General features: G+C 70.7%; 27 protein-coding genes. 14 read left to right on the top strand and 13 right to left on the bottom strand.

Annotation, left to right across the window (positions count from 1 at the left end; genetic code table 11):
• Positions 1–37: 37 nt before the first annotated feature.
• From Ate02nite_RS43620 to Ate02nite_RS43600, 5 genes are read right to left on the bottom strand one after another with little or no spacing between them, the layout of a single operon-like run.
• Positions 38–1171: a Gfo/Idh/MocA family protein gene (locus Ate02nite_RS43620; protein WP_203813834.1), complete on the bottom strand. Its 1134-nt coding sequence runs from the start codon at positions 1169–1171 to the stop codon at positions 38–40.
• Entirely contained in the window at positions 1168–2631 is a 1464-nt protein-coding gene (locus Ate02nite_RS43615; protein WP_438871326.1) for a mannitol dehydrogenase family protein, read from the bottom strand. The genes Ate02nite_RS43620 and Ate02nite_RS43615 overlap by 4 nt, the downstream gene beginning before the upstream one ends.
• Positions 2628–3908 carry an enolase C-terminal domain-like protein gene (locus Ate02nite_RS43610; RefSeq protein WP_203813832.1) on the bottom strand — a complete coding sequence of 427 codons (1281 nt, stop codon included), beginning with the start codon at positions 3906–3908 and terminating at the stop codon, positions 2628–2630. The genes Ate02nite_RS43615 and Ate02nite_RS43610 overlap by 4 nt, the downstream gene beginning before the upstream one ends.
• Positions 3905–5344: a glucuronate isomerase gene (gene uxaC, locus Ate02nite_RS43605; protein ID WP_203813831.1), complete on the bottom strand. Its 1440-nt coding sequence runs from the start codon at positions 5342–5344 to the stop codon at positions 3905–3907. Before uxaC ends, Ate02nite_RS43610 begins: the two co-directional genes overlap by 4 nt.
• A gap of 8 nt (positions 5345–5352) precedes the next feature.
• Positions 5353–6663: a Gfo/Idh/MocA family protein gene (locus tag Ate02nite_RS43600; protein WP_203813830.1), complete on the bottom strand. Its 1311-nt coding sequence runs from the start codon at positions 6661–6663 to the stop codon at positions 5353–5355.
• A gap of 242 nt (positions 6664–6905) precedes the next feature.
• On the opposite strand from Ate02nite_RS43600, the gene Ate02nite_RS43595 reads away from it, so the two are divergent.
• The 5 genes from Ate02nite_RS43595 to Ate02nite_RS43575 are packed head-to-tail and all read left to right on the top strand — an operon-like array spanning position 6906 to position 11735.
• On the top strand, positions 6906–7940 hold the full coding sequence (locus tag Ate02nite_RS43595) for a LacI family DNA-binding transcriptional regulator (protein WP_203813829.1): 1035 nt from the start codon (positions 6906–6908) through the stop codon (positions 7938–7940).
• 16 nt (positions 7941–7956) lie between these two features.
• Complete coding sequence (locus tag Ate02nite_RS43590) at positions 7957–9294, top strand: ABC transporter substrate-binding protein (protein WP_203813828.1); 1338 nt, start codon at positions 7957–7959, stop codon at positions 9292–9294.
• A 26-nt stretch (positions 9295–9320) separates the two neighbouring features.
• Positions 9321–10289 carry a carbohydrate ABC transporter permease gene (locus Ate02nite_RS43585; protein ID WP_239148144.1) on the top strand — a complete coding sequence of 323 codons (969 nt, stop codon included), beginning with the start codon at positions 9321–9323 and terminating at the stop codon, positions 10287–10289.
• Complete coding sequence (locus Ate02nite_RS43580) at positions 10289–11119, top strand: carbohydrate ABC transporter permease (RefSeq protein WP_203813827.1); 831 nt, start codon at positions 10289–10291, stop codon at positions 11117–11119. The genes Ate02nite_RS43585 and Ate02nite_RS43580 overlap by 1 nt, the downstream gene beginning before the upstream one ends.
• 4 nt (positions 11120–11123) lie before the next feature.
• Positions 11124–11735 (top strand): hypothetical protein, encoded by a 612-nt coding sequence (locus tag Ate02nite_RS43575; protein WP_203813826.1) that lies wholly within the window; start codon positions 11124–11126, stop codon positions 11733–11735.
• Between the two features lie 27 nt (positions 11736–11762).
• Here the strand turns inward: Ate02nite_RS43575 and Ate02nite_RS43570 are convergent, their stop codons facing one another.
• Both Ate02nite_RS43570 and Ate02nite_RS43565 read right to left on the bottom strand, forming a co-directional pair.
• Positions 11763–12764: a sugar phosphate isomerase/epimerase family protein gene (locus Ate02nite_RS43570; RefSeq protein WP_203813825.1), complete on the bottom strand. Its 1002-nt coding sequence runs from the start codon at positions 12762–12764 to the stop codon at positions 11763–11765.
• Positions 12765–12777: 13 nt separating this feature from the next.
• Positions 12778–13947: a Gfo/Idh/MocA family protein gene (locus tag Ate02nite_RS43565; RefSeq protein WP_203813824.1), complete on the bottom strand. Its 1170-nt coding sequence runs from the start codon at positions 13945–13947 to the stop codon at positions 12778–12780.
• Between the two features lie 104 nt (positions 13948–14051).
• On the opposite strand from Ate02nite_RS43565, the gene Ate02nite_RS43560 reads away from it, so the two are divergent.
• Positions 14052–15053: a LacI family DNA-binding transcriptional regulator gene (locus Ate02nite_RS43560; RefSeq protein WP_203813823.1), complete on the top strand. Its 1002-nt coding sequence runs from the start codon at positions 14052–14054 to the stop codon at positions 15051–15053.
• On the opposite strand, the gene Ate02nite_RS43555 is transcribed toward Ate02nite_RS43560, so the two are convergent.
• Genes Ate02nite_RS43555 through paaI form a run of 4 tightly spaced genes read right to left on the bottom strand, consistent with a single transcriptional unit; the run spans position 15037 to position 18575 of the window.
• The gene (locus Ate02nite_RS43555; RefSeq protein WP_239148143.1) at positions 15037–16257 is read right to left on the bottom strand and encodes a glycoside hydrolase family 3 N-terminal domain-containing protein; all 1221 of its coding nucleotides are present in this window, start codon (positions 16255–16257) and stop codon (positions 15037–15039) included. The genes Ate02nite_RS43560 and Ate02nite_RS43555 overlap by 17 nt on opposite strands.
• A gap of 32 nt (positions 16258–16289) precedes the next feature.
• On the bottom strand, positions 16290–17597 hold the full coding sequence (gene paaK, locus Ate02nite_RS43550) for a phenylacetate--CoA ligase PaaK (RefSeq protein WP_203813822.1): 1308 nt from the start codon (positions 17595–17597) through the stop codon (positions 16290–16292).
• Between the two features lie 13 nt (positions 17598–17610).
• The gene (locus tag Ate02nite_RS43545; RefSeq protein WP_239148142.1) at positions 17611–18150 is read right to left on the bottom strand and encodes a TetR/AcrR family transcriptional regulator; all 540 of its coding nucleotides are present in this window, start codon (positions 18148–18150) and stop codon (positions 17611–17613) included.
• 44 nt (positions 18151–18194) lie between these two features.
• Entirely contained in the window at positions 18195–18575 is a 381-nt protein-coding gene (gene paaI, locus Ate02nite_RS43540) for a hydroxyphenylacetyl-CoA thioesterase PaaI (protein WP_203813992.1), read from the bottom strand.
• Between the two features lie 100 nt (positions 18576–18675).
• On the opposite strand from paaI, the gene paaN reads away from it, so the two are divergent.
• The 8 genes from paaN to paaE all read left to right on the top strand — a co-directional run bounded on the left by paaN (position 18676) and on the right by paaE (position 25755).
• Complete coding sequence (gene paaN / locus Ate02nite_RS43535) at positions 18676–20370, top strand: phenylacetic acid degradation protein PaaN (protein ID WP_203813820.1); 1695 nt, start codon at positions 18676–18678, stop codon at positions 20368–20370.
• A complete protein-coding gene (locus Ate02nite_RS43530; RefSeq protein ID WP_203813819.1) occupies positions 20363–21100 on the top strand; it encodes an enoyl-CoA hydratase/isomerase family protein in 738 nt (245 codons plus the stop codon). The genes paaN and Ate02nite_RS43530 overlap by 8 nt, the downstream gene beginning before the upstream one ends.
• Positions 21097–21972, top strand: coding sequence for a 3-hydroxyacyl-CoA dehydrogenase family protein (locus tag Ate02nite_RS43525; RefSeq protein ID WP_203813818.1), 876 nt, complete (start codon positions 21097–21099; stop codon positions 21970–21972). The genes Ate02nite_RS43530 and Ate02nite_RS43525 overlap by 4 nt, the downstream gene beginning before the upstream one ends.
• Positions 21969–22898: a 1,2-phenylacetyl-CoA epoxidase subunit PaaA gene (paaA, locus tag Ate02nite_RS43520; RefSeq protein WP_203813817.1), complete on the top strand. Its 930-nt coding sequence runs from the start codon at positions 21969–21971 to the stop codon at positions 22896–22898. Before Ate02nite_RS43525 ends, paaA begins: the two co-directional genes overlap by 4 nt.
• On the top strand, positions 22895–23191 hold the full coding sequence (gene paaB / locus Ate02nite_RS43515) for a 1,2-phenylacetyl-CoA epoxidase subunit PaaB (protein ID WP_203813816.1): 297 nt from the start codon (positions 22895–22897) through the stop codon (positions 23189–23191). The genes paaA and paaB overlap by 4 nt, the downstream gene beginning before the upstream one ends.
• 8 nt (positions 23192–23199) lie before the next feature.
• Complete coding sequence (gene paaC, locus Ate02nite_RS43510) at positions 23200–24117, top strand: 1,2-phenylacetyl-CoA epoxidase subunit PaaC (protein ID WP_203813815.1); 918 nt, start codon at positions 23200–23202, stop codon at positions 24115–24117.
• Between the two features lie 107 nt (positions 24118–24224).
• Positions 24225–24698, top strand: coding sequence for a 1,2-phenylacetyl-CoA epoxidase subunit PaaD (gene paaD / locus Ate02nite_RS43505; protein WP_203813814.1), 474 nt, complete (start codon positions 24225–24227; stop codon positions 24696–24698).
• A 1-nt stretch (position 24699) separates the two neighbouring features.
• A complete protein-coding gene (paaE, locus tag Ate02nite_RS43500) occupies positions 24700–25755 on the top strand; it encodes a 1,2-phenylacetyl-CoA epoxidase subunit PaaE (RefSeq protein WP_203813813.1) in 1056 nt (351 codons plus the stop codon).
• Between the two features lie 93 nt (positions 25756–25848).
• On the opposite strand, the gene Ate02nite_RS43495 is transcribed toward paaE, so the two are convergent.
• Entirely contained in the window at positions 25849–26553 is a 705-nt protein-coding gene (locus tag Ate02nite_RS43495) for a TIGR03089 family protein (RefSeq protein ID WP_203813812.1), read from the bottom strand.
• Between the two features lie 24 nt (positions 26554–26577).
• Positions 26578–26859, bottom strand: coding sequence for a peptidoglycan-binding protein (locus Ate02nite_RS43490; RefSeq protein WP_203813811.1), 282 nt, complete (start codon positions 26857–26859; stop codon positions 26578–26580).
• Positions 26860–26881 lie beyond the last annotated feature (22 nt).

The raw sequence follows: 26881 nt of genomic DNA, 5'->3' as shown, positions 1-26881 counted from the left end.
CCCGAAGATCCAGGGGGATCTGCTCTACGCAGAAAACCTAGGTGACCGGGAGGCGCTGGGTGAAGGGGCGGACCCCCCAGGGAACCCCCATCTCGGACGGCAGGGCGAGGGTCTCGACGACCTTGCGGATTAGGTCGTTGATGCCGGGGATGGTCCGTTTCGGTCCCTCGATCACCACCACGCTGTCGTCGAGCAGGTGCGGCTCGGGCACGTCGGGCACGGTGAGCGCCTCGAGAACCGCGGTGAAGTCGGCGGTCACCGAGAGCGGCACGAGCAGCGGCGTCCGCGAGGAGCGGTGGTCGAGCAGGTTGGTCAGCAGGTCGGTGCGCCCCGGCACCTCCTGGAGGGGGGATCCGCCCAGTGCCAGCCGGTCGGTCGGGTATTCGAGCAGGGCGCTGCCGTTCGCGCCGCGCGCCCCGATCTCGCCGGCGATGAAGTCCTCGCCGGCCAGGGTGACCGCGATCATCACCTGCAGCCCGTCGTCGAAGGTGATCCGGGCGAACGCGGTGTCCTCGACCTCGATCGGCCGCACCCGGTACCGCTCGGCGACCAGCTGCCGCGGCCGCCCGGCGCCGAGTGCCTGCGCGCTCGCGATGGCCTGCATGACCGCGTGCGCGAGCGGATTGACCAGGGCGCCGTCGATCACCGGACGGCCGCCGACGACGCGCCGGCCGGCCCACGGCGACCGCGCGTAGTAGATGTCGTCGCGCTGCCAGGACGCGGTCGCGGTGATGCCGTTCACCGGCCCGAGACCGGGCAGGGCGTCCCGGAACCGCTGCCACGCCACCGATCCGAGCGCCTGGAACCCGACCTGGCAGGACCTTCCGGCCGAGTCCAGCGCGGCGGCCAGGGTGCGGTGCGCGGCGAGCGACGCCACCGGCGGTTTCTCCAGCATCAGGTCGCTGCCGGCGGCGATCGCGTCGAGCGCGATCTGCAGGTGGGTGTGCGGCGGGGTGCAGATCACCACCACGTCGGGGGCGCTCTCGGCGAGAAGGTCGCGGTGGTCGGTGAAAATCGGCACCCCGGCGGGTACGGGCGGGTCCGGCTCGAGTGGCCGCAGGTCGACGAGGCCGGTCAGCCGTACCCGGCCGGTTGCCTCCAGTTCGGCGATGCGCCGCCGGTGCCACCGGCCGTGCCCGTTCGCGCCGACCAGCGCGATGGTCGGGGTCATCGCACACCGGCCAGGGTCGCTTCCACGCCGTGCTTGTCCAATTCGGTCAGCCAATCCACGAGCAGTTGCCGGACGACGTCGTCGCCGGCCAGCTCGGGCGCGAAGATCGTGTCCAGTCCGAGCAGCGCGTCCACGGTGCCGGCCGGGGTGGCCGGGGAGGCGGCCAGCCGCTGCCGGATCCGGTCGGCAAGAGGGTCGTCGAGGGGCAACGGGCACCCGTCGTCGGTGCTGCCCCGCACGAAGCGCATCCATGCGGCCACCGCGAGGGTCGCCCACTGCGGGGTGGCGCCGGCCCGGCGCCGGTCGAGGATGGTGTGCAGGATCCGCTGCGGCAGCTTCTGCGAGCCGTCCATCGCGACCTGCACGGTGCGGTGCCCGATGGCCGGGTTGGCGAAGCGATGCAGCACCTGTTCGCCGTACTCGACGGTGGTGGTTCCGGGTGGGGGTTGGAAGCTGGGTGCGACGTCCTCGGCGATGAACCGCCGCATGGCGGTGGCCAGCCCGGGGATGGTGAGGGCTTCGTTGATGGTCGGTTTGCCGGCCACCGCGCCGAGGTAGGCGATCGCCGAGTGCACGCCGTTGAGGGTGCGCAGCTTGAGGTGTTCCCAGGGGCGGGGGTCGCCGGTGAGGACGGCGCCGGCCTGGTCCCAGGCGGGCCGGCCGGCGGGGAAGTCGTCCTCGATGATCCACTGCCGGAACGGCTCGCCGTGCACGCCGGCCTCGTCGCGGACCCCGAGCTCGGCGGCGGCGATGGCCAGGGTCTCGGCCGTGCTCGCCGGGACGATCCGGTCGACCATGGTTCCCGGGAACGTCACGTTCGCGTGTACCCAGGCGGTCAGGCCGGTCGCGGTCGCGAGGTAGTCGACCAGGCCGCGTAGCCGATGGCCGTTGGACGGCAGGTTGTCGCAGCTCACCAGGGCGATCGGGCCGCCGTCGGCCCGACGGCGGGCGGCCAGGCCGCGAATCAGAAGACCGGGGACGGTACGGGGATCCCGGTCGGTCTCCAGGTCGCCGCGCAGGTCGTCGTCGAGCAGCAGGCGGCCGGTGGCCGGGTCGAGCCGGTAGGCCTTCTCGGTCACGGTGAGCGTGACGATCTTGATAGCCGGATCGGCCAGCAGGGCTACCACGGCGGCCGGGTCGGCGGCGGCGTGCCGCAACCCGGCGAGTGCGCCGATCACCCGGGTGGACCGGCCCTCGGCGGCGAGCGTGGTGACGCTGTAGAGGGCGTCCTGGGCGCGCAACTGCTCGATGACCGTGGCCGAGCGGGGCGCGACGCCGATGATGCCCCAGTCGCCGCCGGCCGCCGCCATCGCGTCCTCGGTGTAGATGGCCTGGTGGGCCCGGTGGAACGCGCCGAGGCCGAGGTGCACGATCCCGGCGCCGGCCGCGCCGGGGGTGATCCGGGGACGGCTCGCCTCGGGGATGCGGGGGAGGGTGGCCAGGCCCAGGCGATCGCTCACTGCCACACCGGCCCGTCCGGGAAGGAGTATTCGGCGATCGACTCCGCCTTGAGGTCGGAGCTGTAGCCGGGGGCCTCGGGCACCAGGTAGCGGCCGTTCCGGGTGCGCACCGGGTCGGTGAAGTGCTCGTGCAGGTGATCGACGTACTCGACCATCCGGCCGTCCAGCGACGTGCCAACCCGCAGGTAGTCGAAGATCGCCAGGTGCTGGACCAGTTCGCAGAGGCCGACGCCGCCGGAGTGCGGGCAGACCGGCACCCCGAACTTGGCCGCGAGGAGCAGTTCGGCGAGCACCTCGGGAACGCCGGCGACCCGGCAGGAGTCGATCTGCATCACCCGGATCGCGTCGGCCTGCAGCAGCTGCTTGAAGATCACCCGGTTGGCCGCGACCTCGCCGGTGGCGACCCGGATCGGCGCGACCGCCTGCTGGATGCGAGCGTGTCCGAGGATGTCGTCGGGGTGCGTCGGCTCCTCGATCCAGTAGGGATCGAATTCGGCCAGCCGGGCCATGTTGTCGATCGACTCGCCGACCCCCCAGATCTGGTTGGCGTCCATCATCAGCAGCGCGTCGGGGCCGATCTCGTCGCGGATGATCCGGGCCCGCCGGACGTCGTCCTCGATCGGGCCGCCGACCTTCATCTTCATCGCCCGCCAGCCCTGGGCGTACGCCTCGCGGGTCAGCGCCCGGACCTTGTCGTCCGGGTAGCCGAGCCAGCCCACACTGGTGGTGTACGACGGGAAGCCATCGCTCCGCAACTGCGCGAGGCGGTCCTCGAGGCCGACCCGGCCCTTGTCGAGGATGGCGGCCGCGTCCTCCGGGGTGAGCGCGTCGTCGATGTGCCGGAAGTCGATGGCGGCGACCAGTTCGGCGGTCGGCAGCTCGGCGAGGAGCTGCCACATCGGCTTGCCCTCGACCTTCGCCCGCAGGTCCCAGACGGCGTTGAGGATCGCGCCGGTGGCCATCTGGATGACCCCCTTCTCCGGGCCCAGCCAGCGCAGTTGCACGTCGGCGGTGAGGCTGCGCAGGGCGTTCACGTCGAACAGCTCGCCGAGGTTCTTGCCCTCGACGTGGTGGGCGAGGGCTCGCACGGCCGCGCAGGTGATCTCGTTGCCGCGGCCGTTGGTGAAGGTGAAGCCGGTGCCGGTGTGCGGCCCGTCGGTGGTCAGCTCGACGTAGGTGGCCGAGTAGTCGCCCTTGTTGATCGAGTCGGATCCATCGCCGGCGGCTGCGGTCGGGAACCGTACGTCGTGGACCTTGACGCTGTTGATCGTTGTCATTTCGTTGCCCCGTCGAATTTGGTCCCGTCGAGCTTGAAGATGCGCTTCGGCAGGTGGTAGGCGAGGTCGGCCATGGTCTCGGCGGCCTCGTCCAGCGGCAGCCGGTCCTGCGCGACAAGCGACGCCAGGTAGGCGGCGTCGGAGCGGCGGGCCACGTCGTGCCGCACCGGGATCGAGCAGAACGCCCGGGTGTCGTCGACGAACCCGGCCGTGTTGTAGAAGCCGGCCGCGTCGGTGACCGCCTCCCGGAAGCGGCGCATCGCGTCGGGGGTGTCCAGGAACCACCACGGCGCGCCCAGGAAGAGAGCCGGGTAACCACCGGCCAGCGGGGCCAGCTCGCGGCTGAACGTGTACTCGTCCAGGGTGTAGACCACCAGCCGCAACTTCGGATCCATGCCGTACGCGTCCAGCAGCGGCCGCAGCGCGTGCACGTAATCGGTGGCCTGCGGGATGTCGCCGCCCACGTCCAGGCCGTGCTCGGCGTACAGCCGGCGGTTGTGGTTGCGGTTCGCGCCCGGGTGGATCTGCATGACCAGGCCGTCGTCGAGCGACATCCGGGCGAACTCCAGCAGCATGTGCGCCCGGAACGTCTCGGCGTCCTCGGCCGTGGCCGTCCCGTGCAGACCGCGTTCGTAGAGGGCCGCAGCCTCGGCCGGGGTCAGCGACAGGGTTCGGGCCGTCGGGTGGCCGTGGTCGGTGCAGGTGGTGCCGGCCGCGATGAATGCCTCTCGGCGGCTGCGCAGCGCGTCCAGATAACCCGGGTAGGTGCCGGTGTCCTCGCCGGCGATCTCGCCGAGTGCATCGATCGCGTCGCGCCAGTCCGGGCGCTCCATGTCGACCACGTTGTCCGGCCGGAACGTCGAGATCACCCGGCCGCCCGGGCCGCCCCAGCCGTCGGCCGCCAGCTTGGCGTGCTGGGCCAGGTCGTCGGTCGGCGACTCGGTGGTGGCCAGGACCTCGATGCCGAACCGCTCGAACAGTGCCCGCGGCCGGAAGCTCGGCTCGGCGAGCTTGGCGGCGATCGCGTCGTACACCTCGTCGGCGGTCTCCGCCCGCAGCCGCGTCTCCACCCCGAAGACCGTGCGGAAGGTCTGCTCCAGCCAGAGCCGCGAGGGGGTGCCGCGGAACAGGTGCCAGTTGTCGGCGAGCAGCCGCCAGATCGTCCGCCCGTCCGACTCCACCGGGCCGCCGTCCCGCCGGGGGACGCCCAGGCGGGACGGCGGAATGCCCTGGCTGAGCAGCATCCGGGTGACGTAGTGATCGGGCACGATGAGCAGTCGCGCCGGATCGGGGAACGGCTCGTCGTCGGCGAGCAGGCGGGGATCGACATGGCCGTGCGGCGAGAGCAACGGCATTTCCCGTACGGCTTCGTAGAGCTCGCGGGCGATGCCGGCCTGGCGCGTGTCGATGGCGAACGTCGGGTCGGACACGGTCACCTCGGTGATCAGTTCAGGTCGAGCAGGTCGGAGACCCGTACCGGCTCGGCGGTCTGCAGGGAGCGGTTGGCGGCGAGGCCGGTGAGCAGCGCCAGGGCGCCGTCGCGGGCGGTCGCGGAACGGTTCATCGGGTCGGTCTGCCCGCCGAGCAGGACCGCGGTCATCCGGTGGTCGGCGCCCCCGTGTCCCTCGCGGCGGTGCGGTTGCAGCTCGACCTTGTACGGCGGGGCCCAGTACGGCCGGATGGTCAGGGTTACGCCGCCCTGCTCGGGTGCGGCCTCGATGCCGTGCACGGCGGCCCCTTTCAGCTCCCCGGCGGCGGCCGGGCTGACGTGGTCGGACTCGACGACCTCGAGCTCGAGCCGGCCCTTGCTGCCGTTGACCATGAGCCGGTAGCCCTCCCACGGCGCGTAGGCCGTCAGGTGGTAGGTCATCCGCGCCCCGGTGTCGTAGCGGACCAGCACCGACAGGTCGTCCTCGATCGTGATGCCGGGCGCGAAGACGTTGCGGTCGCGCAGGTAGCCGTCCTCGGACTCGGCGTCGAGATAGAGCTCGCGCAGCCGGTCGTTGGCGGCCAGGTCGAGGGCGAACGGGTCGCCCTGCGCCGCGGGACTGCCGTGCACCCGATCGTAGTCGCGGGCGTACCCGTGCCGCTGGCCGTTCTCGCCGTAGAAGAAGAGCCGGCCGGACGCGTACACCTCCTCGGGTGCCGCTCCGAGCCACCAGTTGACCAGGTCGAAGTGGTGCCCGGACTTGTGCACCAGCAGGCCGCCGGAGTTGGCCTTGTCGCGGTGCCAGCGGCGGAAGTAGTCGGCGCCGTGCCGCACGTCGAGCAGCCACTCGAAGTGCACCGAGCCGATCTCGCCGATCTCACCGCCGGCCAGGAGGGTGCGCACCATCTCGTGCACCGGGTTGTAGCGGTAGTTGAACGTCACTTGCACTCGTTTGCCGCTGCGCTTCTGCGCGTCGAGGATGCGCCGTGCGCTCTCGGCGTCGACGGTCATCGGCTTCTCGGTGATCACGTCGCAGCCGGCGTCGAGGGCGGTGACCATGTGCCCGGCATGGGTGCTGTCCATGCTGGTCACGATCACCTCGTCGACGCGCTCCTCGGCGATCAGGCTGGCCAGGTCGGCGGCCTGGTAGGTGGGGACGGGCGTTTTCAGCCAGCGGTTGTGTGCGTCCATCCGGTGCTGGTTGACGTCGGCCAGCGCCACCAGCGTGGTGGTGTCGGCGTGGTCCTCGGTGATCGCTCGGACGAACATCTCGGCGCGGGCGCCGGCGCCGACCAGGGCGATCCGGCGGCGCTGATCTCGGGACACGTCTCCTCCAGCCGGCTGACTACAAAGGTTTGCAGCGAAGTTAGGCGGATCGATGCGTAGCAGTCAATGACTGAGGCGATTATCGTCCGGATTTGCCCGGCTAAGAGCGCCTTTCGGGTGCCCGTCTGCAATCTTTATGCAACACAACGACATTGACAGTTGTGCAACCGCTTGCATTAATTGTGGCTGCCAGTGACCGCGGCCACATCGTCCACAGTGCTTTGAAAGAGGAGGCCCGCAGCGTGTCCGTCACCATTCGCGACGTCGCTCGGGCGTCCGGTGTGCACATCTCCACCGTGTCGCGCACGTTCTCGGCGCCCCACCTGGTCAACCCGAACACCCGCAGTCGTGTGCTGGCGTGCGCCGAACAGCTGGGCTACCGGCCCAACCGGGCGGCCCGCGCGCTGATCACCGGCCGCACGTACAACATCGGCCTGATCGTGGCCGACATCGCCAACCCGTTCTTCCCCCCGCTCATCAAGGCCGCCGAGAGCCAGGCCCGCAAGCACGACCACCACATCTTCGTCGCCGACACCAACGAGGACCCGGCGCTCGAGGAAGAGGTGGTGCGAGCCCTGGCCAAGCAGGTCGACGGCGTCCTGTTGTGCAGCCCCCGCATGAGCAACACGCTGATCGAGCAGCTCAGCCGCGAGGTGCCGCTCGTCGTCGTCAACCGCCAGATCACCGGCATCCCCGCCGTCGTGATGGACGTGGCCCAGGGCGCGAGGCTCGCCATCGAGCACCTCACCGCCCGGGGCCACCGCGAGATCGCACTACTGAGTGGGCCGCGCGGCTCGTGGACCAGCCGGGAGATCCGGCGCTCCGCGACCGCCACGGCCCGGGCCGGCCACGCCGAGCTGACCGTCATCGGGCCCAACCCGCCCACCGAGACCGGCGGCCTCAGCGTCGCCGAGGACGTGTTGCGGGCCGGGGCCACCGCCGTGCTCGCCTACAACGACCTGATGGCGATCGGCCTCATCGAGGGGCTGCTCACCGCGGGGGCTCGTGTCCCCGAGGACGTCAGCGTCATCGGCATCGACGACATCATGCTCAGCCGGCTCACCCGTCCGAAGCTGACCACGGTGGCGACACCCACCGCCGCCGCGGGTCGGGCGGCCGTCGACATGCTCCTCGCGCATGGCGACGACCGCCGTTCCACCGCACACCTACACCTGCAGACCGAGTTGGTCATTCGCGACTCGACGGGGCCGGGCCCGGGTCCGCACAGCCCTGCGGACCCGGGCGACGTGATCGTCCCCGGAGGTGTCGCTTCCTAAAAAGGAGCCACACGACATGAATCCCATCACGAGGAGCGCCACGCCAGATCAACCTACCCCGGCACCCCACCGGACTCGCCGCCGCCTGCTCGCCGCCGCCCTGGCGCTGCCCCTGATCCTCGGGGCCGCCGCCTGTGGCGACGACTCCAGTGAAGGTGGCAGCAGTGACAAGGTCGAGCTCTCCATCTTCTGGTGGGGCGCCGACAAGCGCGCCGAGCTGACCGATAAAGCGCTCGCTCTCTACACCACGAAGCACCCGAACGTGACGTTCAAGAAGACCTGGCAGGCCAACCAGGGCTACTTCGACAAGCTCGCCACGCTGACCGCCGGCGGCAACGCGCCGGACGTCTTCCAGATCGACGACAACTTCATCGCGGAGTACGCGCAACGCGGCGTCACCCTCGACCTGACCTCGTACGCCAGCAGCGGCAAGCTCGACGTCAGCAAGTTCCCGAAGAGCCTCAAGGAGTACGGCGAGGTCGACGGAAAGCTGGCCGGCGTCGCCATGGGCGAGAACACCCAGGGCCTGGTGTACGACAAGACCCTGCTCGACAAGTTCAAGCTGCCCGCGCCGACCACCGGCATGAGCTGGGAGGACTTCGTCGCGTGGGCGGCCAACGTCTCCAAGGTCTCGAAGGTGCCCGGCACCCAGGACCCGAGTGCCGTCTACCAGGCCCTCTGGGTCTACCTGCGGCAGAACGGCAAGGACCTCTACAAGGACAACAAGCTCGCGTTCGACGAGGCCGACATCGCCAAGTGGTTCACGCTGTGGAAGAACGCCCGCGCGGCCGGGGCCACCCCGACCCCGGACGTCATCCACGAGGGCAACGACTCCAGCGTCGCCAAGCAGTTGGTGGTGACCGGCAAGGCGGGCACCTCCTGGGTCTGGGTCAACCAGATGCCCGAACTGAAGAAGAACACCAAGAGCGAGCTCGGCGTCATCGCCTACCCCGGTGACCCGAGTGCCCAGTGGGCGCGCGCCTCGATGTACTTCTCGGTCTTCAAGGGCAGCCCCAAGAAGGACGCCGCGGTCGACGTGGTCAACTTCCTGGCCAACGACCCGGAGGCCGGCAAGATCCTCGGCACCGACCGGGGCCTGCCGCCCAACCTCGACGTCCGCAAGCAGGTGTCCGAGTCGGTGACCGACCCGAGCATGAAGCAGACCATCCAGGTGCAGGACGAACTCGGCACCAAATTCGGCCCGACCTCACCGAGCGTGCCGCCCAAGGGCCACAGCAAGGTGAAGTCCGAGCTGATCCGGATCGCTGAAGAGGTCACCTACGGCCGATCGACCCCCGAGGCAGGTGCCACGGCGTTCGTCACCGCCGCCAAGGCGGCCATCGGGCAGAGCTGAGGAACATTTCCGTGACAATGGCTCAGATGCCGGTCCGTCCGACCGAGCCCGCCCCGCCCGTCCCCGCCGCACATCGGCGGGGCCGGGCGGTCCGCCGGCGACGACGCGAGGACCTGGCCGGATACGTATTTCTCTCCCCGTGGCTGCTCGGCCTCCTGGGGATCACCGCGATCCCGATGCTGCTCTCGCTGTATCTCAGCTTCACCGACTACAGCCCGCTCATCCCGGTCACCGAGGCCAACTGGATCGGCCTGGAGAACTACCGGCGGATGTTCACCGCCGACCCGCAGTACTGGCACGCGGTGCGGGTCACCGCGACCTTCGCGCTGATCGCGGTGCCGCTGAAGCTGGCCGCCGCACTCGGTGTCGCGCTGCTGCTCAACAAGGCGATGCGTGGCATCGCCGCGTTCCGTGGCCTGTTCTACCTGCCGTCGCTGCTGGGCGGCAGCGTGGCGGTGGCGATCGTCTGGCGCAGCATGTTCAACGGTGACGGCGCCGTGAACTCGTTCCTGTCGCTGTTCGGGATCGAGGGCAAGGCCTGGGTCAACGACCCGACCTGGGCGCTGCCCACCCTGATGCTGCTGGCCATCTGGCAGTTCGGCGCACCGATGGTGATCTTCCTGGCCGGCCTGAAACAGGTGCCGATCGAGCTGTACGAGGCCGCGTCGGTGGACGGTGCCAGCGCCTGGCGCCGGTTCGTGCACATCACGCTGCCGATGCTGTCGCCGGTCATCTTCTTCAACCTGGTCCTGGAGACCATCCACGGCTTCCAGGGCTTCACGTCGGCGTTCGTGCTGAGCAACGGCACCGGCGGACCGGTCGACTCCACGCTGATGTACACCCTGCGGCTCTACAACGCGGGCTTCGTGGAACTGAACATGGGTTACGCGTCCGCGATGGCCTGGGTCTTCCTGGTGGTGATCGGCACGATCACCGTTCTGCTGTTCAGCACCGGGCGGTTCTGGGTCCACTACTCCGACTCCGAGGCGAAGTGATGCGCTCGAAGGTGCGCCTGCTGGCGCTGATCGTGATCCTGGCGGTCGTCCTCTACCCGCTGGTCTGGATGGTCGGCACGTCGTTCAAATCGCCCGAGGAGATCGCGAGCAACATCGGGCTGTTCCCGACCGAGTTCACGCCGGGAAACTTCGCCGAGGGCTGGCAGAAGTTCGATGTGGCGTTCGGGCGGTTCTTCCTGAACAGCGCGATGGTGGCGGTCCTGACCGTGCTCGGCAACACGCTCTCGTGCTTGCTCGCCGCCTACGCTCTCGGCCGTTTGCGTTTCCGCCTGCGCGGTGTCTGGTTCGCCGTCATGATCGGCACCCTGCTGCTGCCCGGGCACGTGCTGATCATCCCGCAGTACATCCTGTTCCGGACCCTCGGCTGGGTCGGCGGCGAATGGCCGTACCTCCCGCTGCTCGTGCCACACTTCCTGGCCACCGAGGCGTTCTTCGTGTTCCTGATGGTCCAGTTCATGCGGGGCATCCCGCGCGAGCTGGACGAGGCCGCGGTGATCGACGGCGCTTCGCCGTACGGCGTGTTCCGGCATGTCGTGCTGCCGCTGAGCCGGCCCGCCCTGGTCACCACGGCGATCTTCTCGTTCATCTGGACCTGGAACGACTTCTTCCGGCAACTGGTGTACCTCTCCGACCTCAAGGACTACACCGCGCCGGTGGCGCTGACCCTGTTCATCGACTCGACAAGCGAGAGCTCGGTCGGCCCGATGTTCGCCATGAGCCTGCTGTCGCTGGTTCCGGTGTTCCTCTTCTTCGTCGCCTTCCAGCGACTGCTCGTCGAGGGCATCAACACCAGCGGCCTGAAGGGGTGACCCGATGCCACACTCCGTCCGCCTGGCCGCCGATCTGGCGCTGCTCGGCATCGTCGTGACGCTGCTGTCGCTCCCGCTGTTCACAGCGGGAGCGGCGGTGGCGGCCGGCAGCTACGCGATCGGCTTTTTCATTGCTGAAGGCCGGTGGCCGTCGTTCGCCGACCTGTGGGCGGTCTTCCGCCGCCGCCTGTTACCCGGCCTCGTCGCCGGTCCGGTGGTGGCCGCCGCCATCGTCCTGGTCGTCATCGACGTGGCGGCCCTCCGCCGGGGCGCCGTCCCCGGCGGTGCCCCGGTGCTGACCGCGGTGCTGGCCGCCGCGGCCCTGGTGGCCGGTTACACCGCCCTGGTCGCGGTGCGCGCGGGCCTCGCGGACGGCGGGGACCCGGGTGATGCGGCTTCGAACAGGGGAGCGGCGCGGTCGGCGCTGACCATCGCGATGGCCCGCCCGGCCGTTCCGCTCGTCGCGGCCGGGGTGCTGGGGCTCGGGGGCTTGCTCGCCTGGTTCGTGCACCCGGTGCTGGTGCCGGTGCTCACGGGTTACGTCCTGTTCGCCCTGCACGTGGTGACACCCCGGGTGTCCGGCCGATCGCCACGGCCTGAAGCTCACACTGTGTAGTTGTCAAGAAACGACGGTTCGGGCCGGTCAGACGCCGGCCGTGCGGGCGGCGGCCAGTAGGTTTTCGGCGGCCTGGCGCAGGCCCTCGATCTGGTCGAGTTCGGTGTCCTCGTGTTCGATGTTCACTGCCATGTCGGGGTCGATGGCGTGCAGCGCGCGCAGGAACGGCACCCAGAACTCCTCGCCGTGGCCGCGGCCGACCGCGACGAACTGCCAGGACGGGCGGGACGGCCACTCGTTGAGGGTGTTCTTGCCGCCCAGGTTGAGTGGGTTGCGGTCGGCCGGGACGCGGGTGAACCGGTCGTCGAGGACGCCGAAGCGGCGGACGTTGTCGTCGTTGATGCGGGTGTCCTTGGCGGCGGCGTGGAAGACCAGGTCGCCCAGGTGTTCGACGGCGGCGACCGGGTCGATGCCCTGCCAGAAGAGGTGGCTCGGGTCCATCTCGGCGCCGATGTGGGTGGCGTTGGTCTGCTCGGCCAGCCGCTGCATGGTTGGCGGGTTGAAGACCAGGTTGTGCGGGTGCATCTCGATACAGATCTTGACGTCGGCGTCGGCGGCGCGGGCCTGGATGTCCTTCCAGAACGGCACGGCCACCTCGGTCCACTGGTAGTCGAGGATGTCCAGCCATTGGCTGTCCCACGGGTTGACCACCCAGTTGGCCGTCGTGCAGCCGGGGTGACCGCCGGGCAGGCCGGACATGGTGACGACCCGCTTGACCCCGAGCAGCGCGGCCAGGTCGATGGTGCGATGCAGATCGGCCGCGTGCCGGGGGCCGACCAGTGGGTCGGGGTTGAGCGGATTGCCGTTGACGTTGAGGCCGGTCAGTGTGATGCCGGCCTGGGCGAAGCGGCCGAGGTAGTCCTCGCGGGCGGCGGGGCTGGTCAGGATGTCGTCGATCGGGAGGTGCGGCGCGCCGATGAAGCCGCCGGTGTTGATCTCGGCGCTGTTCAGGCCCAGTTCGCCGAGGATCTTCAGGGTCTCGTCGAGGGAACGGTCGTGCAGGCAGGCGGTGTAGGCACCGAGTTTCATCAGGGGTCTCTCCTCAGAGCTGGACGGGCTTGTCGGTGGCGGACACGACCGCCTCGAGGACGCGCAGGTTGTGCAGGCCGTGGGCCATGTCGGGGCAGGGCGGCAGGGTGGTGTCGCCGGCGATCTGGTCGAGGAACGCGCGGGCCTGGTAGACGAAGAAGTCGTTCTGCCCGTGGCCGACGGTGGGGAAATCCATCGGCAGGCCCTGCGCGATGTAGGGGTGCCAGGGGCCGACGAAGACCGTGCGCACGCCGTTGACCTCCGGGGCCGGCGCGGCGTCGGCGATGGTGAACTCGGCCGGCCTGGTCAGGTCGAACGACGCCGTGCCGTTCTCGCAGAACAGGTCGATACGCAGGGTGTTGGCGTGCCCGAAGGCGATGCGCGACAGCGAGAACGTGCCGACGGCGCCGTCGCCGTAGGAGGTCGTGAAGGTGCACACGTCCTCGTTCTCCACCGGGGTGCGCTCGGTGCTCACCTGCACGCCACCGGCGTGGCCGACGGCCACCCCGAGCGGTTTCGGCCGGTCGGTGACCACCGTGGTCAGTGTTGTGCCCTGCACGCCGGCGGTCGGGCCGCAGAAGAACTCGGCCAGGTCGACCATGTGGCTGCCGATGTCGGCGAGCACACCGCTGCCGGGGCCACCGAGGTAGCGCCAGCTCATCGGGCGCTGCGGGTCGTAGCCGTAGTCGCACCAGTAGTTGCCGACGAAGTGCCGGACCCGGCCGAGCCGGCCCTCGACCTGCTGTTTGATCGCGTTGATGGCGGGGGAGCGACGGAACGTGAAGCCGACCGCGTTGACCTGGCCGGGCGCGTCGGCGGCAGCCTCCACCATGGACTGCGCCTCGGCGACGGTCGGCGCGAGCGGTTTCTCGCAGAGCACGTGCTTGCCGGCGGCCAGGGCGGCCTCGGTGATCTCGCGGTGCAGGCTGTTGGCGACGGCCACGCTGACCGCGTCGACGTCGGGCGCCTCGACGACCGCGCGCCAGTCGGTCTCGGCGCGGGCGAAGCCGTAGCGGGCGGCGGCGTCGGCCGCGAACGGCTCGTGCAGGTCGGCGATGGCGACCAGGCGGGGGGCGGGACGGCCGAGGCCGAAGACGGTGGCGGCGCTGCGGTAGGCGTTGGCGTGAGCGCTGCCGACCATGCCTGCTCCGATGACTGCCACGCCGATTTGCGGCTGGGACATGGGGATTACCTCCGAGGGGTGGCGCTCGGCTTAAAGCGCTTTAAGTCCCTGTACTATCTGAGTCGATCTCGATGTGTGTCAAGGGTGTTACCGGGAGTCATTTAGTGGATCAGCGACCGCGTCTGGCCGACGTCGCGGCCCGAGCCGGCGTCTCGACCGCATCGGTGTCCCTCGTTCTGCGCGGGGCGCCGGGGCCGGGCGCCGAGACGCGCGAGCGCGTCCTCGAGGCGGCCGCCGCGCTGGGTTACCGCGCCGACCGCACGGCCAGCCTGCTCGCCCGCCGCCGCCGTCACCTGCTCGGTGTGCTGCTCGACGTGCGCAACCCGTTCCACGCCGAGCTGGTCGAGGAGGTGCACGCCGAGGCCGACAAGTCGGGTTACGAGGTGGTGCTGTCCACGCTGACCCGCGACCGCGACGAGGACCGCGCGATCGAGACACTTCTCGACTTCCGGTGCGAGGCGCTGATCCTGCTCGGCCCCGACTCGTCCGAGGACACGCTCGATCGGCTGGCGGCGCAGGTTCCGTGCGTGGTGGTCGGCCGCACGGTGGGCACGGCCCAGGTCGACGTGGTCCGCCCGGCCGACGACGTGGGTGTCGACGCGGCACTGCTGCACCTGATCGGTCTCGGCCACGAGCGGATCGCGTTTGTGGACGGTGGGCAGGGCGCGGTGGCGGCGATCCGGCGCCGCGGCTATCGCCGCGCGATGCGCCGGGCCGGCCTGGTTCCGCTGATCGTCGCGGGCGATCACACCGAGGAGGGTGGCGTCCGGGCCGGGCGCCGGCTCCTCGCCGGGCACGACCTGCCCACGGCGGTGATGGCCTCGAACGACCGGCTCGCGGTCGGCCTGATGGACGCGTTCGTCCGGGCCGGCGTCGAGATCCCGGACCGGATCTCGGTGGTCGGTTACGACGACAGCACCCTCGCCCGCCTCGCCCACGTCGACCTGACCTCGGTCAACCAGGACGCCCCGGCGCAGGCCCGCAACGCCGTGCTGGCCGCCGTCTCCCGGCTCGACGACGGCCGCACCCAGCGGGTCGAGACCGTGCTGGTCCCGCACCTGGTGGTGCGGGGCAGCACCGCCCCGCCCTTCAGTCTGCGCAGCTGAGCAGGCCGGCCCGCTCCTTGGCCGCCAGCACGTGCCGGGCGGCATCCGCCAGCCGGGTGCGGAACGCCGGGTCGGCGGCGGCCCGGTCGATCAGCGCGTCCGCCATCGGCGCCGCGTCGGCCGGCCGGATGGTGAGCACCAGATCGCCGCCGGCCGCCACGAACCGGACGGCCCGCTGCCCGGTCGGCACCGAGCCGAGCGCCACCGCGGCACCCAGGTCGTCCGACATGATCAGCCCCTGGTAACCGAGCCGCTGGCGCAGCAGCCCCGTCACGATCGGCGCGGAGAACGCGGCGATCGCTGACGGATCGAGCCGGGGATAGCGCGCCGACGAGATCATCACCCCGCCCGAGCCGGCCTTGATGCCCGCGACGAACGGGCCGAGATAGGGATCGTCTACGGTCGCGGTGTTGTCGACGGCCTTGGCCGAGGTGTCCGTGTTGGCGGTGACCCGGCCGAGCCCCGGGAAGTGTTTGACCACGGTGAGAACACCGGCGTCCTGGCTGGCCGGCACGATCGTGCGGATGCTCGCGGCGACCTTGACCGGGTCGGAGCCGTACTGCCGGTGCCAGAAACCGATGGGCGGGTTCTTCTCGCCCAGCGAGGCCGGCACGGTGTCGGCGACCGGGGCCAGGTTGATGGTCACGCCGATCGCGGCGAGGCGCCGGGAGCTGTCCTTCGTGGTGTCCCGCAGCTTCGTGGCCGAGCCGGCGCCGAGTTTCTCCGCCGTCGGGATCAGCGGGAAGCCGGGGCCCTTGAGCGTCTGCACGTTGCCGCCCTCCTGGTCGAGCGAGACCAGCAGCGGCAGCCGCGCCTGTTTCTGCAGCCCGGCGATGTCGGAGCGCAGCTGCCCGGCGGTGTGCGTGCTGCGGCCGTGCAGGAACACCCCGCCCAGGTGGTAGCGCCGCACGGTGTCGCCGAGGCCGCTGGGTGCGTTGACCGAGGTGCCGATCATCAGCACCTGGCCGGCGAGCTCGGCCGGGCCGAGCCGGTCGAGGGTGCGCGTCACGCAGTCGGCCGGAGCCGACGGGGTGGGCGACGGCGGCAGCGAGGGCGTCGGGGAAGGCGGCGGTGACGGTGACGGCGACGGCGACGCTGACGGGGAGGCCGGTGGCGCGGACGAGGTTGCCGGCGGGTCTGTCGAGCAGCCCGCCAGGACCAGGGACAGCGTCACGGCAAGTGGGGTAACGATCCGGCTGAGCATCGGCGATCACGCTAGCCTCTCGGCGCACCCCGTCACGAGGCACTCCGCAGGTCGACGATCCGCCGTGCCTTGCCCATCGACCGCTCGACCCCATCGGGTTCGATGACTTCCACCCGTACCGAAACGCCTATGTTGTTCTTGATCTTGGCGGCCAGATCGTGGCCCGCCTGGGTGACCACCTCGGGGTTTGACCCGGCCCGGCGTTCCACCCGGACCGCGAGGGCGTCGAGGCGGCCGTCGCGGGTCAGCACGCACTGGAAATGCGGTGCGAGCGCGGGGGTGCGCAGGATCAGTTCCTCGATCTGGGTGGGGAAGACGTTGACGCCGCGGACGATCATCATGTCGTCGGTGCGGCCGGTGATCTTCTCGATCCGGCGCATCGGGCGGGCGGTGCCGGGCAGCAGGCGGGTGAGGTCGCGGGTGCGGTAGCGGATGACCGGCATGGCCTGCTTGGTGAGGGAGGTGAAGACCAGCTCGCCGAGCTCGCCGTCGGGTAGCACCTCGCCGGTGTCCGGGTCGATGATCTCGGGCAGGAAGTGGTCTTCCCAGACGTGCGGGCCGTCCTTGGTCTCGATGCACTCGGTCGCCACGCCCGGGCCCATCACCTCGGAGAGGCCGTAGATGTCGACCGCGTGGATGTCGAGGCGGTCCTCGATCTCGCGGCGCAGATCCTGCGTCCACGGTTCGGCGCCGAAGATGCCGACCTGCAAGGATGTGGCCCGCGGGTCGAGGCCCTGCCGTTCCATCTCGTCGACGATCGCCAGCAGATAGCTCGGCGTGACCATGATGATCTCCGGCTCGAAGTCCTTGATCAGCATGACCTGGCGCTCGGTCATCCCGCCGGAGACCGGGATGACGGTGCAACCCAGTTCCTCGGCACCGTAGTGCGCGCCGAGCCCACCGGTGAACAGGCCGTAACCGTAGGCGACGTGCACCCGGTCACCGGGCCGGCCACCCGAGGCACGGATCGAGCGGGCCATCAGCCGGGCCCAGACGTGCAGGTCGTCCTTTGTGTAACCGACCACGGTGGGCCGGCCGGTCGTGCCGGAGGACGCGTGCACCCGGGCTATTCGCTCGCGCGGCACGGCGAACATGCCGAACGGGTAGTTGGCCCGCAGGGTGGCCTTGTCGGTGAACGGAAACTTCGCCAGATCGGCGAGATCGCGCAGGTCACCGGGGTGCACCTGGCGCTCGTCGAACAGCTTGCGGTACTGCGGCACGTTCTCGTACGCGTGCTGAAGTGACCATTTCAGCCGGCTCAGTTGCAGGTCGCGCAGCTCGTCGACGGAGGCGCGCTCGATCGGGTCGAGATCTTCGGGGCGGGGGGAGCGATCCTGCACTTTCCATTACCTCCTACATACGCAATCCCTCGAAGGCGACGTTGCTGACGGCGTCGGCGATGGCCTCCGCGCCGCCGGGCCGCGGTTTGTACCACTCGGTCAGTGAATTGACCATGCCGAGCAGCAGGCGCGCGGCGGTGGCCGGATCGACGTCCGGCCGCACGTCTCCCTCGGCCTGCGCCTGTTTGACCAGCTCGGTCACGACCGCGTCGAATTCGCGCCGCCGGGTCAGCGCGTGTTGCTCAACCTCCGTGTTGCCCCGTACCCGCAGGAGGACGGTGACGAACTCGAAACGTTCCGCGAGCACGAGCACGCTGAGTCTGATCAGTCGCTCGAGCCGCTCGATGGCGGGGAGGTCTGCCTCACGGACATCTTCGGCCGCTTCGAACAGTCCGTCGAGTGCCCGGTCCATCGCCATCTGCAGCAACTGCTCCTTGCCGCTGATGTGGTGATAAACGCTCGACTTGGTGATGCCGAGTGACTCGGCGATGTCGAACATGCTTGTCGCGTCATACCCCTGCTCGTTGAACAGGCGGACCGCCGCGTTGAGCACGGCGTCCTGGTCGTGGCCGGGCCGGCCCCGGCGCCGCGGCGCCGTCATCCCGGCCGTCCCGGGCTGATCACGCGGCTGCGGCCGCGGAACTCGGCGACTACGTCGCCATCGCAGGTCACGGTCACGTCGTAGATCCCGCTGCGACCGCTTGTCACTCTCTCCTGGGCGTACGCCGTGAGCACGTCACCGGGTGCCGTCGGTCGCAGGAACGAAATGTCGGCCCCGGCCGCTACGGTGACCGGGCCGTGGCTGTTACAGGCACACGCGAAGGCCGTGTCGGCGAGCATGAAGACATAACCGCCGTGGGTCATTGCGTGCCCGTTGACCATCTCGCCGGTGACCAGCATGCGCACCGTGGCCTGCCCGTCGCCGGCGTCGAGCAGCTCGATGCCGAGGGCCTTGGACGCGGGGTCGCGATCGAACATCTCGTGCGCCGGAGTCCGTGCCACCTTCACTCCCACCCCTTGATAACCAACCGAACGTTCGGTAGAGATTTAAGACACAGCCAACCGCAATGGAGCGCAGATGACAACCCCCACCGAGTTGTACGAGACGCATCGCGAGCTGCTCGATCGGGCCGTCCAGGCCGCCCACGAGCGCGACTACTGGTCCGCCTTCCCGGAGTCGCCCAGCAAGTCCGTCTACGGTGAGGACGCCGCTCCGGCCGGCGAGCGGGCGTTCACCGCCCTGCTCGGCAAACAGTTCCCGATCGACGTGCCCGGCGCCGTCGGCACGGTGTCGACCGAGCGTTCCCCGTTCGGCATCGAGCTCGGCGTGAGCTACCCGAAAGCCGACCCGCTCGCCCTGGTCGCGGCGGCCCGGGCGGCCACCCCGGCGTGGCGGGCCGCCGGGCCCGAGGGCCGGGCCGGGGTCGCCGCCGAGATCATCAAGCGGATCAACGCGCGCAGCTTCGAGCTCGCCCACGCCGTGCAGCACACCACCGGCCAGGCGTTCGTGATGGCGTTCCAGGCCGGCGGCGCGCACGCGCAGGACCGCGCGCTCGAGGCGGTGGCCTACGCCCTGGCCGCCTCCACCCGGATGCCGGCCGGCGCCACCTGGGCCAAGCCGCAGCGCGGCACCGACCCGCTGCGCCTGGCCAAGACCACCACCGTGGTCGGCCGCGGCGTCGCGCTGGTCATCGGCTGCACCACGTTCCCCACCTGGAACAGCTACCCCGGCCTGTTCGCCAGCCTGGTCACCGGCAACCCGGTCATCGTCAAGCCGCACCCCGGCGCCGTCCTGCCGCTGGCCATCTCGGTGCAGATCTGCCGCGAGGTGCTCGCCGAGGCCGGCCAGAATCCCGACCTGGTCACCCTCGCCGTCGAGCAGCCCGGCGACGGCATCGCGGCCACCCTGGCCACCCACCCCGACGTGCGCATCGTCGATTTCACCGGCTCCAGCGAGTTCGGCAACTGGCTCGAGGCCAACGCGCGGCAGGCCGTCGTCTACACCGAGAAGTCCGGTCTCAACACGGTCGTGGTCGACTCGACCGACGACTACCGGGGCCTGCTGCGCAACCTCTCGTTCTCGCTGTCGCTCTACAGCGGCCAGATGTGCACCACCCCGCAAAACCTGCTCGTCCCGCGGGACGGCATCGAAACCGACGCCGGTCACAAGAGCGCCGACGAGTTCGGCGCCGACCTGGCCGCCGCGCTCGACAAGCTGCTCGGTGACCCGAAACGCGCGGCCGGCACGCTCGGCGCCATCGTCAACGACGGCGTGCGCGGCCGGCTCGCCGAGGCCGGCGACCTGCCGTCGGTGGTCCACCCGTCCGCCGAGGTCGCCGAGGAGCAGTTCCCCAACGCCACGATTCGCACCCCGGTGGTGGTCCGCCTCGACGCGGCCGACGAGAAGACCTACACCCGCGAGTGGTTCGGCCCGGTTTCGTTCCTCATCACCACCGACTCCACCCGGCACAGCCTCGAGATCTTCGTGGAGACCGTCCGGGCGCACGGCGCGCTCACCGCGGCGGTCTACTCGACCTCACCCGAGGTCCTGGCCGCCGCCAGGGAGGCCGCGCTCGACGCCGGCGTCCATCTCTCCGAAAACCTCACCGGCGGCGTCTTCGTCAACCAGACCGCGGCCTTCAGCGACCTGCACGGCACCGGCGCCAACCCGGCCGCCACCGCGTCGCTCACCGACGACTACTTCGTCACCGGCCGCTTCTTCGCGCTGCAGTCCCGGCACCACGTTCCGGCCCCGGAGGAGTCGCATGCCTGAGGCCTGCCTCACCGTCGAGGAGCTCGACGACCGGGTGGTGGTGACGTTGCGCCGGCCTGAGGCGCGCAACGCGATCAACGCCGCCATGGTCCGGGAGTTGCACGACGTGTGCGCGGACCTGGAGGAGCGGCCCCGGCTGCTCCTGCTGACCGGTGGCGGCGGTGTGTTCGCCGCCGGCGCCGACATCGGTGAGCTGCGTGAGCGCGGTCGCGATCAGGCGTTGCAGGGCATCAACAGCCGCCTGTTCGACCGCATTGCCCGGCTGCCGATGCCCACCGTCGCGGCCGTCGACGGCTACGCCCTCGGTGGCGGAGCCGAGCTGGCCTACGCGTGCGACATCCGGCTCGCCTCGCCTGCGGCGGTCTTCGGCAACCCCGAGCCGGGCCTCGGCATCCTCGCCGCGGCCGGTGCCTGCTGGCGACTGCGTGACCTGGTCGGCGCGTCCGTCGCCAAGCAGGTGCTGCTGGCCGGCCGCCGCCTGGACGCCGGCGACGCCCTGCGCCTCGGCCTGGTCGCCGAGGTGGTTTCGGCCGGTGAACTGGTCAAACAGGCCCACGCCCTGCTCGACCGGATGGCAAGGTCCGGCCCGCTCGCGCTGCGCCTGACCAAGCTGGTCGCCGACGCCCCCGGCGGCCACCCGGTCACCGACGACCTGGCCCAGGCGATCCTCTTCGAGTCCGCCGACAAGCAGGTCCGGATGGACGCTTTCCTGGCTGGGGGCCGCGCATGAGCGATCTGATCCAACCCGCGGTGCCCAAGACGGTGGGCGTCATCGGTGGCGGGCGGATGGGTGCGGGCATCGCCCAGGTCTTCGCCGTGGCCGGGTCCGTCGTCTGCCTCGCCGAGCGGGACCCGGCCGCGGCCGTCGCCTCCCGCGACCGGGTCGCGATGGGGCTGCTGCGGGCCGCCGAGAAGGGCAAGCTGACCGAGTCGGCCGACGCCGTCCTGGAACGGCTCGTCCTGGTCGACGACGTGGCGGCGCTGCCGCCCGGCGCTGACCTGGTCGTCGAGGCCGTTCCGGAGAACGTCGCGCTGAAGGTGCGGGTCCTCGCCGCGGCGGAAAACGCGGTCGGTGAGCAGACCGTGCTGGCCAGCAACACCAGCTCGCTCTCCGTCGCCGGCATCGCCGACGGTCTGCGCCGGCCCGAGCGTTTCCTCGGCATGCACTTCTTCAACCCGGTGCCGGCCAGCACCCTCGTCGAGGTGGTCGTCGGCCCGCAGACCGGCGACGGGGCGCGGGATACCGCGCGGTCCTGGGTGGCCGGCCTCGGCAAGATCGAGGTGATGGTGCGCGACTCGCCGGGCTTCGCCACCAGCCGGCTCGGCGTGCTGCTCGGCCTCGAAGCGATCCGCATGCTGGAGGAGGGCGTCGCCGACGCGATGGCGATCGACCGGGCCATGGAACTCGGCTACCGGCATCCGATGGGTCCGCTGCGCTCGACCGACCTGGTCGGGCTCGACGTGCGGCTGGCCATCGCCGAGCACCTGCACTCCGAGCTGGGCGACCGGTTCGCCCCGCCGAAGCTGCTGCGCGACAAGGTGGCCCGCGGTGAACTGGGCCGTAAGACCGGGCAAGGGTTCTTCACCTGGGAGGCATCATGACCGGCGAGCAGGTCTTCGAGGAGACCATCGCGAAGGACCAGCGGGTCGAACCCCGTGACTGGATGCCCGACGGCTACCGCAAGACGATGATCCGGCAGATCGCCCAGCACGCGCACTCCGAGATCATCGGCATGCAGCCGGAGGGTGCGTGGATCACCCGGGCGCCGACGCTGCGCCGCAAGGCGATTCTGCTGGCCAAGGTGCAGGACGAGGCCGGCCACGGGCTCTACCTCTACTCCGCGGCCGAGACTCTCGGCGCCGACCGGGGCGATCTCACCCGGCGGCTCATCGACGGCCGCCAGAAGTACTCGTCGATCTTCAACTATCCGACGCTGACCTTCGCCGACGTCGGGGTGATCGGCTGGCTGGTCGACGGTGCCGCGATCTGCAACCAGGTTCCGCTCTGCCGCAGTTCCTACGGCCCGTACGCGCGAGCGATGATCCGCATCTGCAAGGAGGAGTCCTTCCATCAGCGGCAGGGCTACGAGCTGCTGATGACCATGATGCGAGGCACCGCCGCGCAGCGGGAGATGGTGCAGGACGCCACCGATCGCTGGTGGTGGCCGTCGCTGATGATGTTCGGGCCGCCCGACGACGAATCGCCCAACAGCGCCCAGTCGATGGCCTGGAAGATCAAACGGCACAGCAACGACGACCTGCGGCAGCGGTTCGTGGACATGAGCGTCCCGCAGGCCGAGGCGCTCGGGGTCACCCTGCCCGATCCGGCGCTGCGCTGGAACGCCGACCGGGAGCACTACGACTTCGGCGAGATCGACTGGGTCGAGTTCAAGCGGGTCATCTCCGGCGGCGGCCCGATGAACGCCGAACGCATCGCCCACCGGCGGCGCGCGGACGAGGACGGCGCCTGGGTGCGGGAAGCCGCCGCGGCACACGCGGCGAAGCGAGCGAAGGTGGGCGCGGCATGAGCGACGAGATTCGGCACGAGTGGCCCCTGTTCGAGGTGTTCGTGCGGGCCAAGCGCGGCCTCAACCACGTGCACGTCGGGTCGTTGCGGGCGGCCGACCACCCGATGGCGCTGCACCACGCGCGCGACCTCTACACCCGGCGCAACGAGGGCGTCAGCATCTGGGTGGTGCGTTCCGACGACGTCGTCTCGTCCGGTCCTGACGACAAGGACGCGTTCTTCGCACCCAGCGGCGACAAGGCCTACCGACACCCGACGTACTACTCCATTCCCGACTCGGTTCCGCACATCTGAGGCCGGCCATGTCTTTCGACGACGCGTACGACGCGCTCACCGACCACGACGACGACACCCGATGGGCGTACGGGACGGGCTTTGCCGACCCGCTCGCCGGGGTGCCGACCATCGTGCCCGACGGGGTGGAACCGGCCGACCTCGTGGCCTACTGCCTGATGCTCGGCGACGACGCACTGGTCATGTCGCACCGGTTGCAGCAGTGGGTGACCCGGGCACCCGAACTCGAGGACGAGATGGCCCTCGCCAACATCGGCCTCGACCTGCTCGGCCAGGCCCGCCTCCTGCTGAGTCGCGCCGGCGAGGTCGAGCAGGCCGGGTTCGAGCAGGCCGGAGTCGCGCAGGGCGGCGGCACGGCCCGCGACGAGGACGCGCTGGCCTACCTGCGAGACCCGGGCGACTTCCGCAACGTGCGGCTGGCCGAACGCGCCGACGAGGACTTCGCCCACCTGGTCGCCCGGCTGCTGGTCTTCGCGACCTGGCGGCTCGCCTTGCTCGACCGGCTCACCGGCTCGCGCGACCCGATCCTGGCCGCGATCGGTGCCAAGGGCGTGAAGGAGGCGACCTACCACCGGGAGTACGCGGCGGGCTGGGTGGTCCGCCTCGGCGACGGCACCGACCTGTCCCACACCCGGATGCGCGCCGCGGTGGACGCGGTCGAACCGCTGGCCGGCGAACTGTTCGTACCGCATGCGATCGAGCTCCGACTCACCGCGGCCGGTGTCGCGGTCGACCCGTCGGCCCTGCGCGAGGAGTACGACGCCGTCCTCGCCGAGGTCCACCGGGTGGCGGCCCTCCCGCCGCCACCGCCGATCGAGGCCGCGACCGGCGGCGCCGGCCGGGATGGCGTGCACGGCCCGGAACTCGTCGAGATCCTCACCGAGATGCAGGAACTCGCCCGAGCCGTCCCCGGCGGTGTGTGGTGAACGCCGCCGAGGCGGCCCCGAGGCCGGTCCGAACTCCACGCCGGTCGGCGGGCAGGAGTCTGGCTGCGGCCACGAGCGCGGCTGCGGGTGCGGCTCGCGCGGCTGAGGTGGTCGGGGCCGTCGTTGATCCGGAGCTGCCGGTGGTCACGCTTGCTGAGCTGGGGATCGTGCGGGACGTGGCGATGGCCGATGACGGGGTTGTCGTGACGATTACGCCTACCTACTCCGGGTGTCCGGCCATGGAAGCCATTCGCGACGACATCGTTCGGGCGCTCGACCGGGCGGGATTTGGGCGGGCGACCGTCCGTACCGTGCTGGCGCCGGCCTGGACCACCGACTGGATCAGCGAAAGCGGGCGGGCCAAGCTCGCCGCCGCCGGGATCGCGCCACCCGGCGCGGCTCCCCGGCGTGGCGCCGGACCTGTTCCGCTCCTGCTCGGGGTCCGTCCGAATGCGGTGGCGTGCCCGCAGTGCGGGCACGCGGAGACCGAGCAGCTGGCGGCGTTCTCCGCCACCGCGTGCCGTGAGCTGCGCCGATGCCTGGCCTGCCGGGAACCGTTCGAGCACGTGAAGGAGATCTGACGTGGTCGTGCGTGACTTTCATCCGCTGCGGGTGGCCGGCATCGAACGGCTCTGCGACGACGCGGTCGCCGTCACCTTCGCGGTGCCGGACGAGCTGGCCTCGGTCTATGCGTTCCGGGCGGGGCAATCACTGACCGTGCGCCGGCCGGGCGGGGACGACGAGCGGCGCAGCTATTCGATCTGTGCGCCGGAAGGGGCGCGGCCGCGCATCGGGGTTCGGGAGGTGCCGGGCGGGCTCGTGTCCGGGTGGCTCGTGCGGGAGCTGCGGGTGGGGGACGCGGTCGAGGTGGCGCCGCCTACCGGGAGCTTCACGCCCGATCTGGACGCCGGCGGGCGGCACGTGATGATCGCGGCGGGGTCGGGGATCACGCCGGTGCTGTCCATCGCGGCGTCGCTTTTGCGGAGCAAAGAGGCACAGGTCAGCATCCTGTACGGGAATCGGCGGGCGGCCACCGTGATGTTCGCCGAGGAACTGGCCGACCTCAAGGACAGCCATCCGTCGCGGCTGGAGCTCGTGCATCTGCTGTCGCGGGAGGCTCGGGAGGTCGATCTGCTCAGCGGGCGGCTCGACGCGGCGAAGATCCGGGAGCTGCTTCCGGTGCTGATCGACGTTCGCTCCGTTGAGCACTGGTGGTTGTGCGGGCCGTTCGGGATGGTGGTCGACGCCACCGAGGTGCTGAGCGAGGCGGGGGTGCCGCCGGAGCGCATCCACCGGGAGCTGTTCTGGGTCGACGAGGTCCCGCCGGCGCCGCGGCGGGCCGACGACCGGGCGGACGGGCCGTCGAGCGAGGTCACCGTGGTGCTCGACGGACGGTCCACCGTGGTCGCGGTGCCCGACGGCGACACCGTGCTGGAAGGGGCGCAGCGGGCCCGGCCCGATCTGCCGTTCGCCTGCAAGGGAGGAGTCTGCGGGACCTGCCGGGCGCGGGTTCTGGAGGGGGAGGTGACGATGCGGCGGAACTTTGCGTTGGAGCCGAAGGAACTGGCCGCCGGGTTCGTGCTGACCTGCCAGTCAACCCCGGTCACCCCGAAGCTGGTCGTGACCTTCGACGACTGAGGCGGCCAGACACCCCGCGCGCCGGCCGCGATGGCTGCGCTGACCGCGATGGCTGCGCCGGCCGCGACAATCGTGACGGCCGCGCGACGGTGACTACTCGACGCTGAGTACTCGGGTGACGGCCTCTGCGGCGACCCGGTCGTCCAGGCGGGAGCTGTCCAGGTTGGCGCACAGCACGATGGACGCGCCTGCCGCCAGCGGCGCCACCAGCCACATCAGTGGCTGCTCGCTGCCGGCTGCGTTCAGGAGCACCCGGTCGCCGGGGCCGATTCCGTACCTCGCGGCCACGCCGGCCGCTACCTCCTCGTACTCTCCGAAGGTCGTATCGCTCACCGCCAGGTCCTCCGCACCGACCGGCGAAGCCGGCGGTGCCGCGCCCAGATAGGGGCGCACCTCGGCCGGGAAGTCGCGATAGTCCTCGGGAACCTCCGGGGTGGGCGCGCCCGCCGGCTCCAGGCCCAGCACGAACTGATGCCGGGCCGCGGGCACCTCGTCCAGCCAGCTGCCGGCCCGGCGGCGTTCCACGAACGTGGCGTCCACCGGGTCACCGGCGGGGGAGAGGCCGGCCGTCGCCCAGCCGCGATAGGACACCTCGAAGCCGGCCGACCAGGCGCCCAGCAGCACCGCCGCGGTCTGCCAGTGCGGCGGCAGCAGCACCGCCACCCGGCTGCCCTTCCCGAGGCCGCAACCCTCGGTGAGCAGCGCCGCCGTCGCCGCCGACCAGCCGCCGAGCTCGGCCGCGGTCAGGCCGGTGCGCTCGCCGGTGGCGTCGTCGTAGTAGGTGAACAACTCGCCCATGCCGGGCACGATAACGGGACCGGGTCAGGCCGCCATACCCAGGTGACGCTCGCGTACCTCGTTCGCGTAACGGACGAGCAGGTGCACCGTGTGCGGTCCGGCGACGCCGTCGACGTCGAGGCCGACTCGGGCCTGGAACGCGCGGACCATCTCGGCCAGCTCCTCGTCGCTGTCGCCGATCGTCACACCCAGATCGGCGAACAACTCACGCAGGGTGTCCGGGTCGGCGGGCGGAGGCGTCTCCGGCCAGCCGATCAGGCCACCGACGGCGGTGCCGACCGCGTTGAACATCTCTCGAGCTGACATGTCTGCCTCCTGCCGGGGACCC

The organism is Paractinoplanes tereljensis (genome assembly GCF_016862435.1).
In the GTDB taxonomy this organism is placed as follows: Bacteria; Actinomycetota; Actinomycetes; order Mycobacteriales; family Micromonosporaceae; genus Actinoplanes; species Actinoplanes tereljensis.
This window is presented reverse-complemented; position numbering and strand designations above follow the sequence as displayed.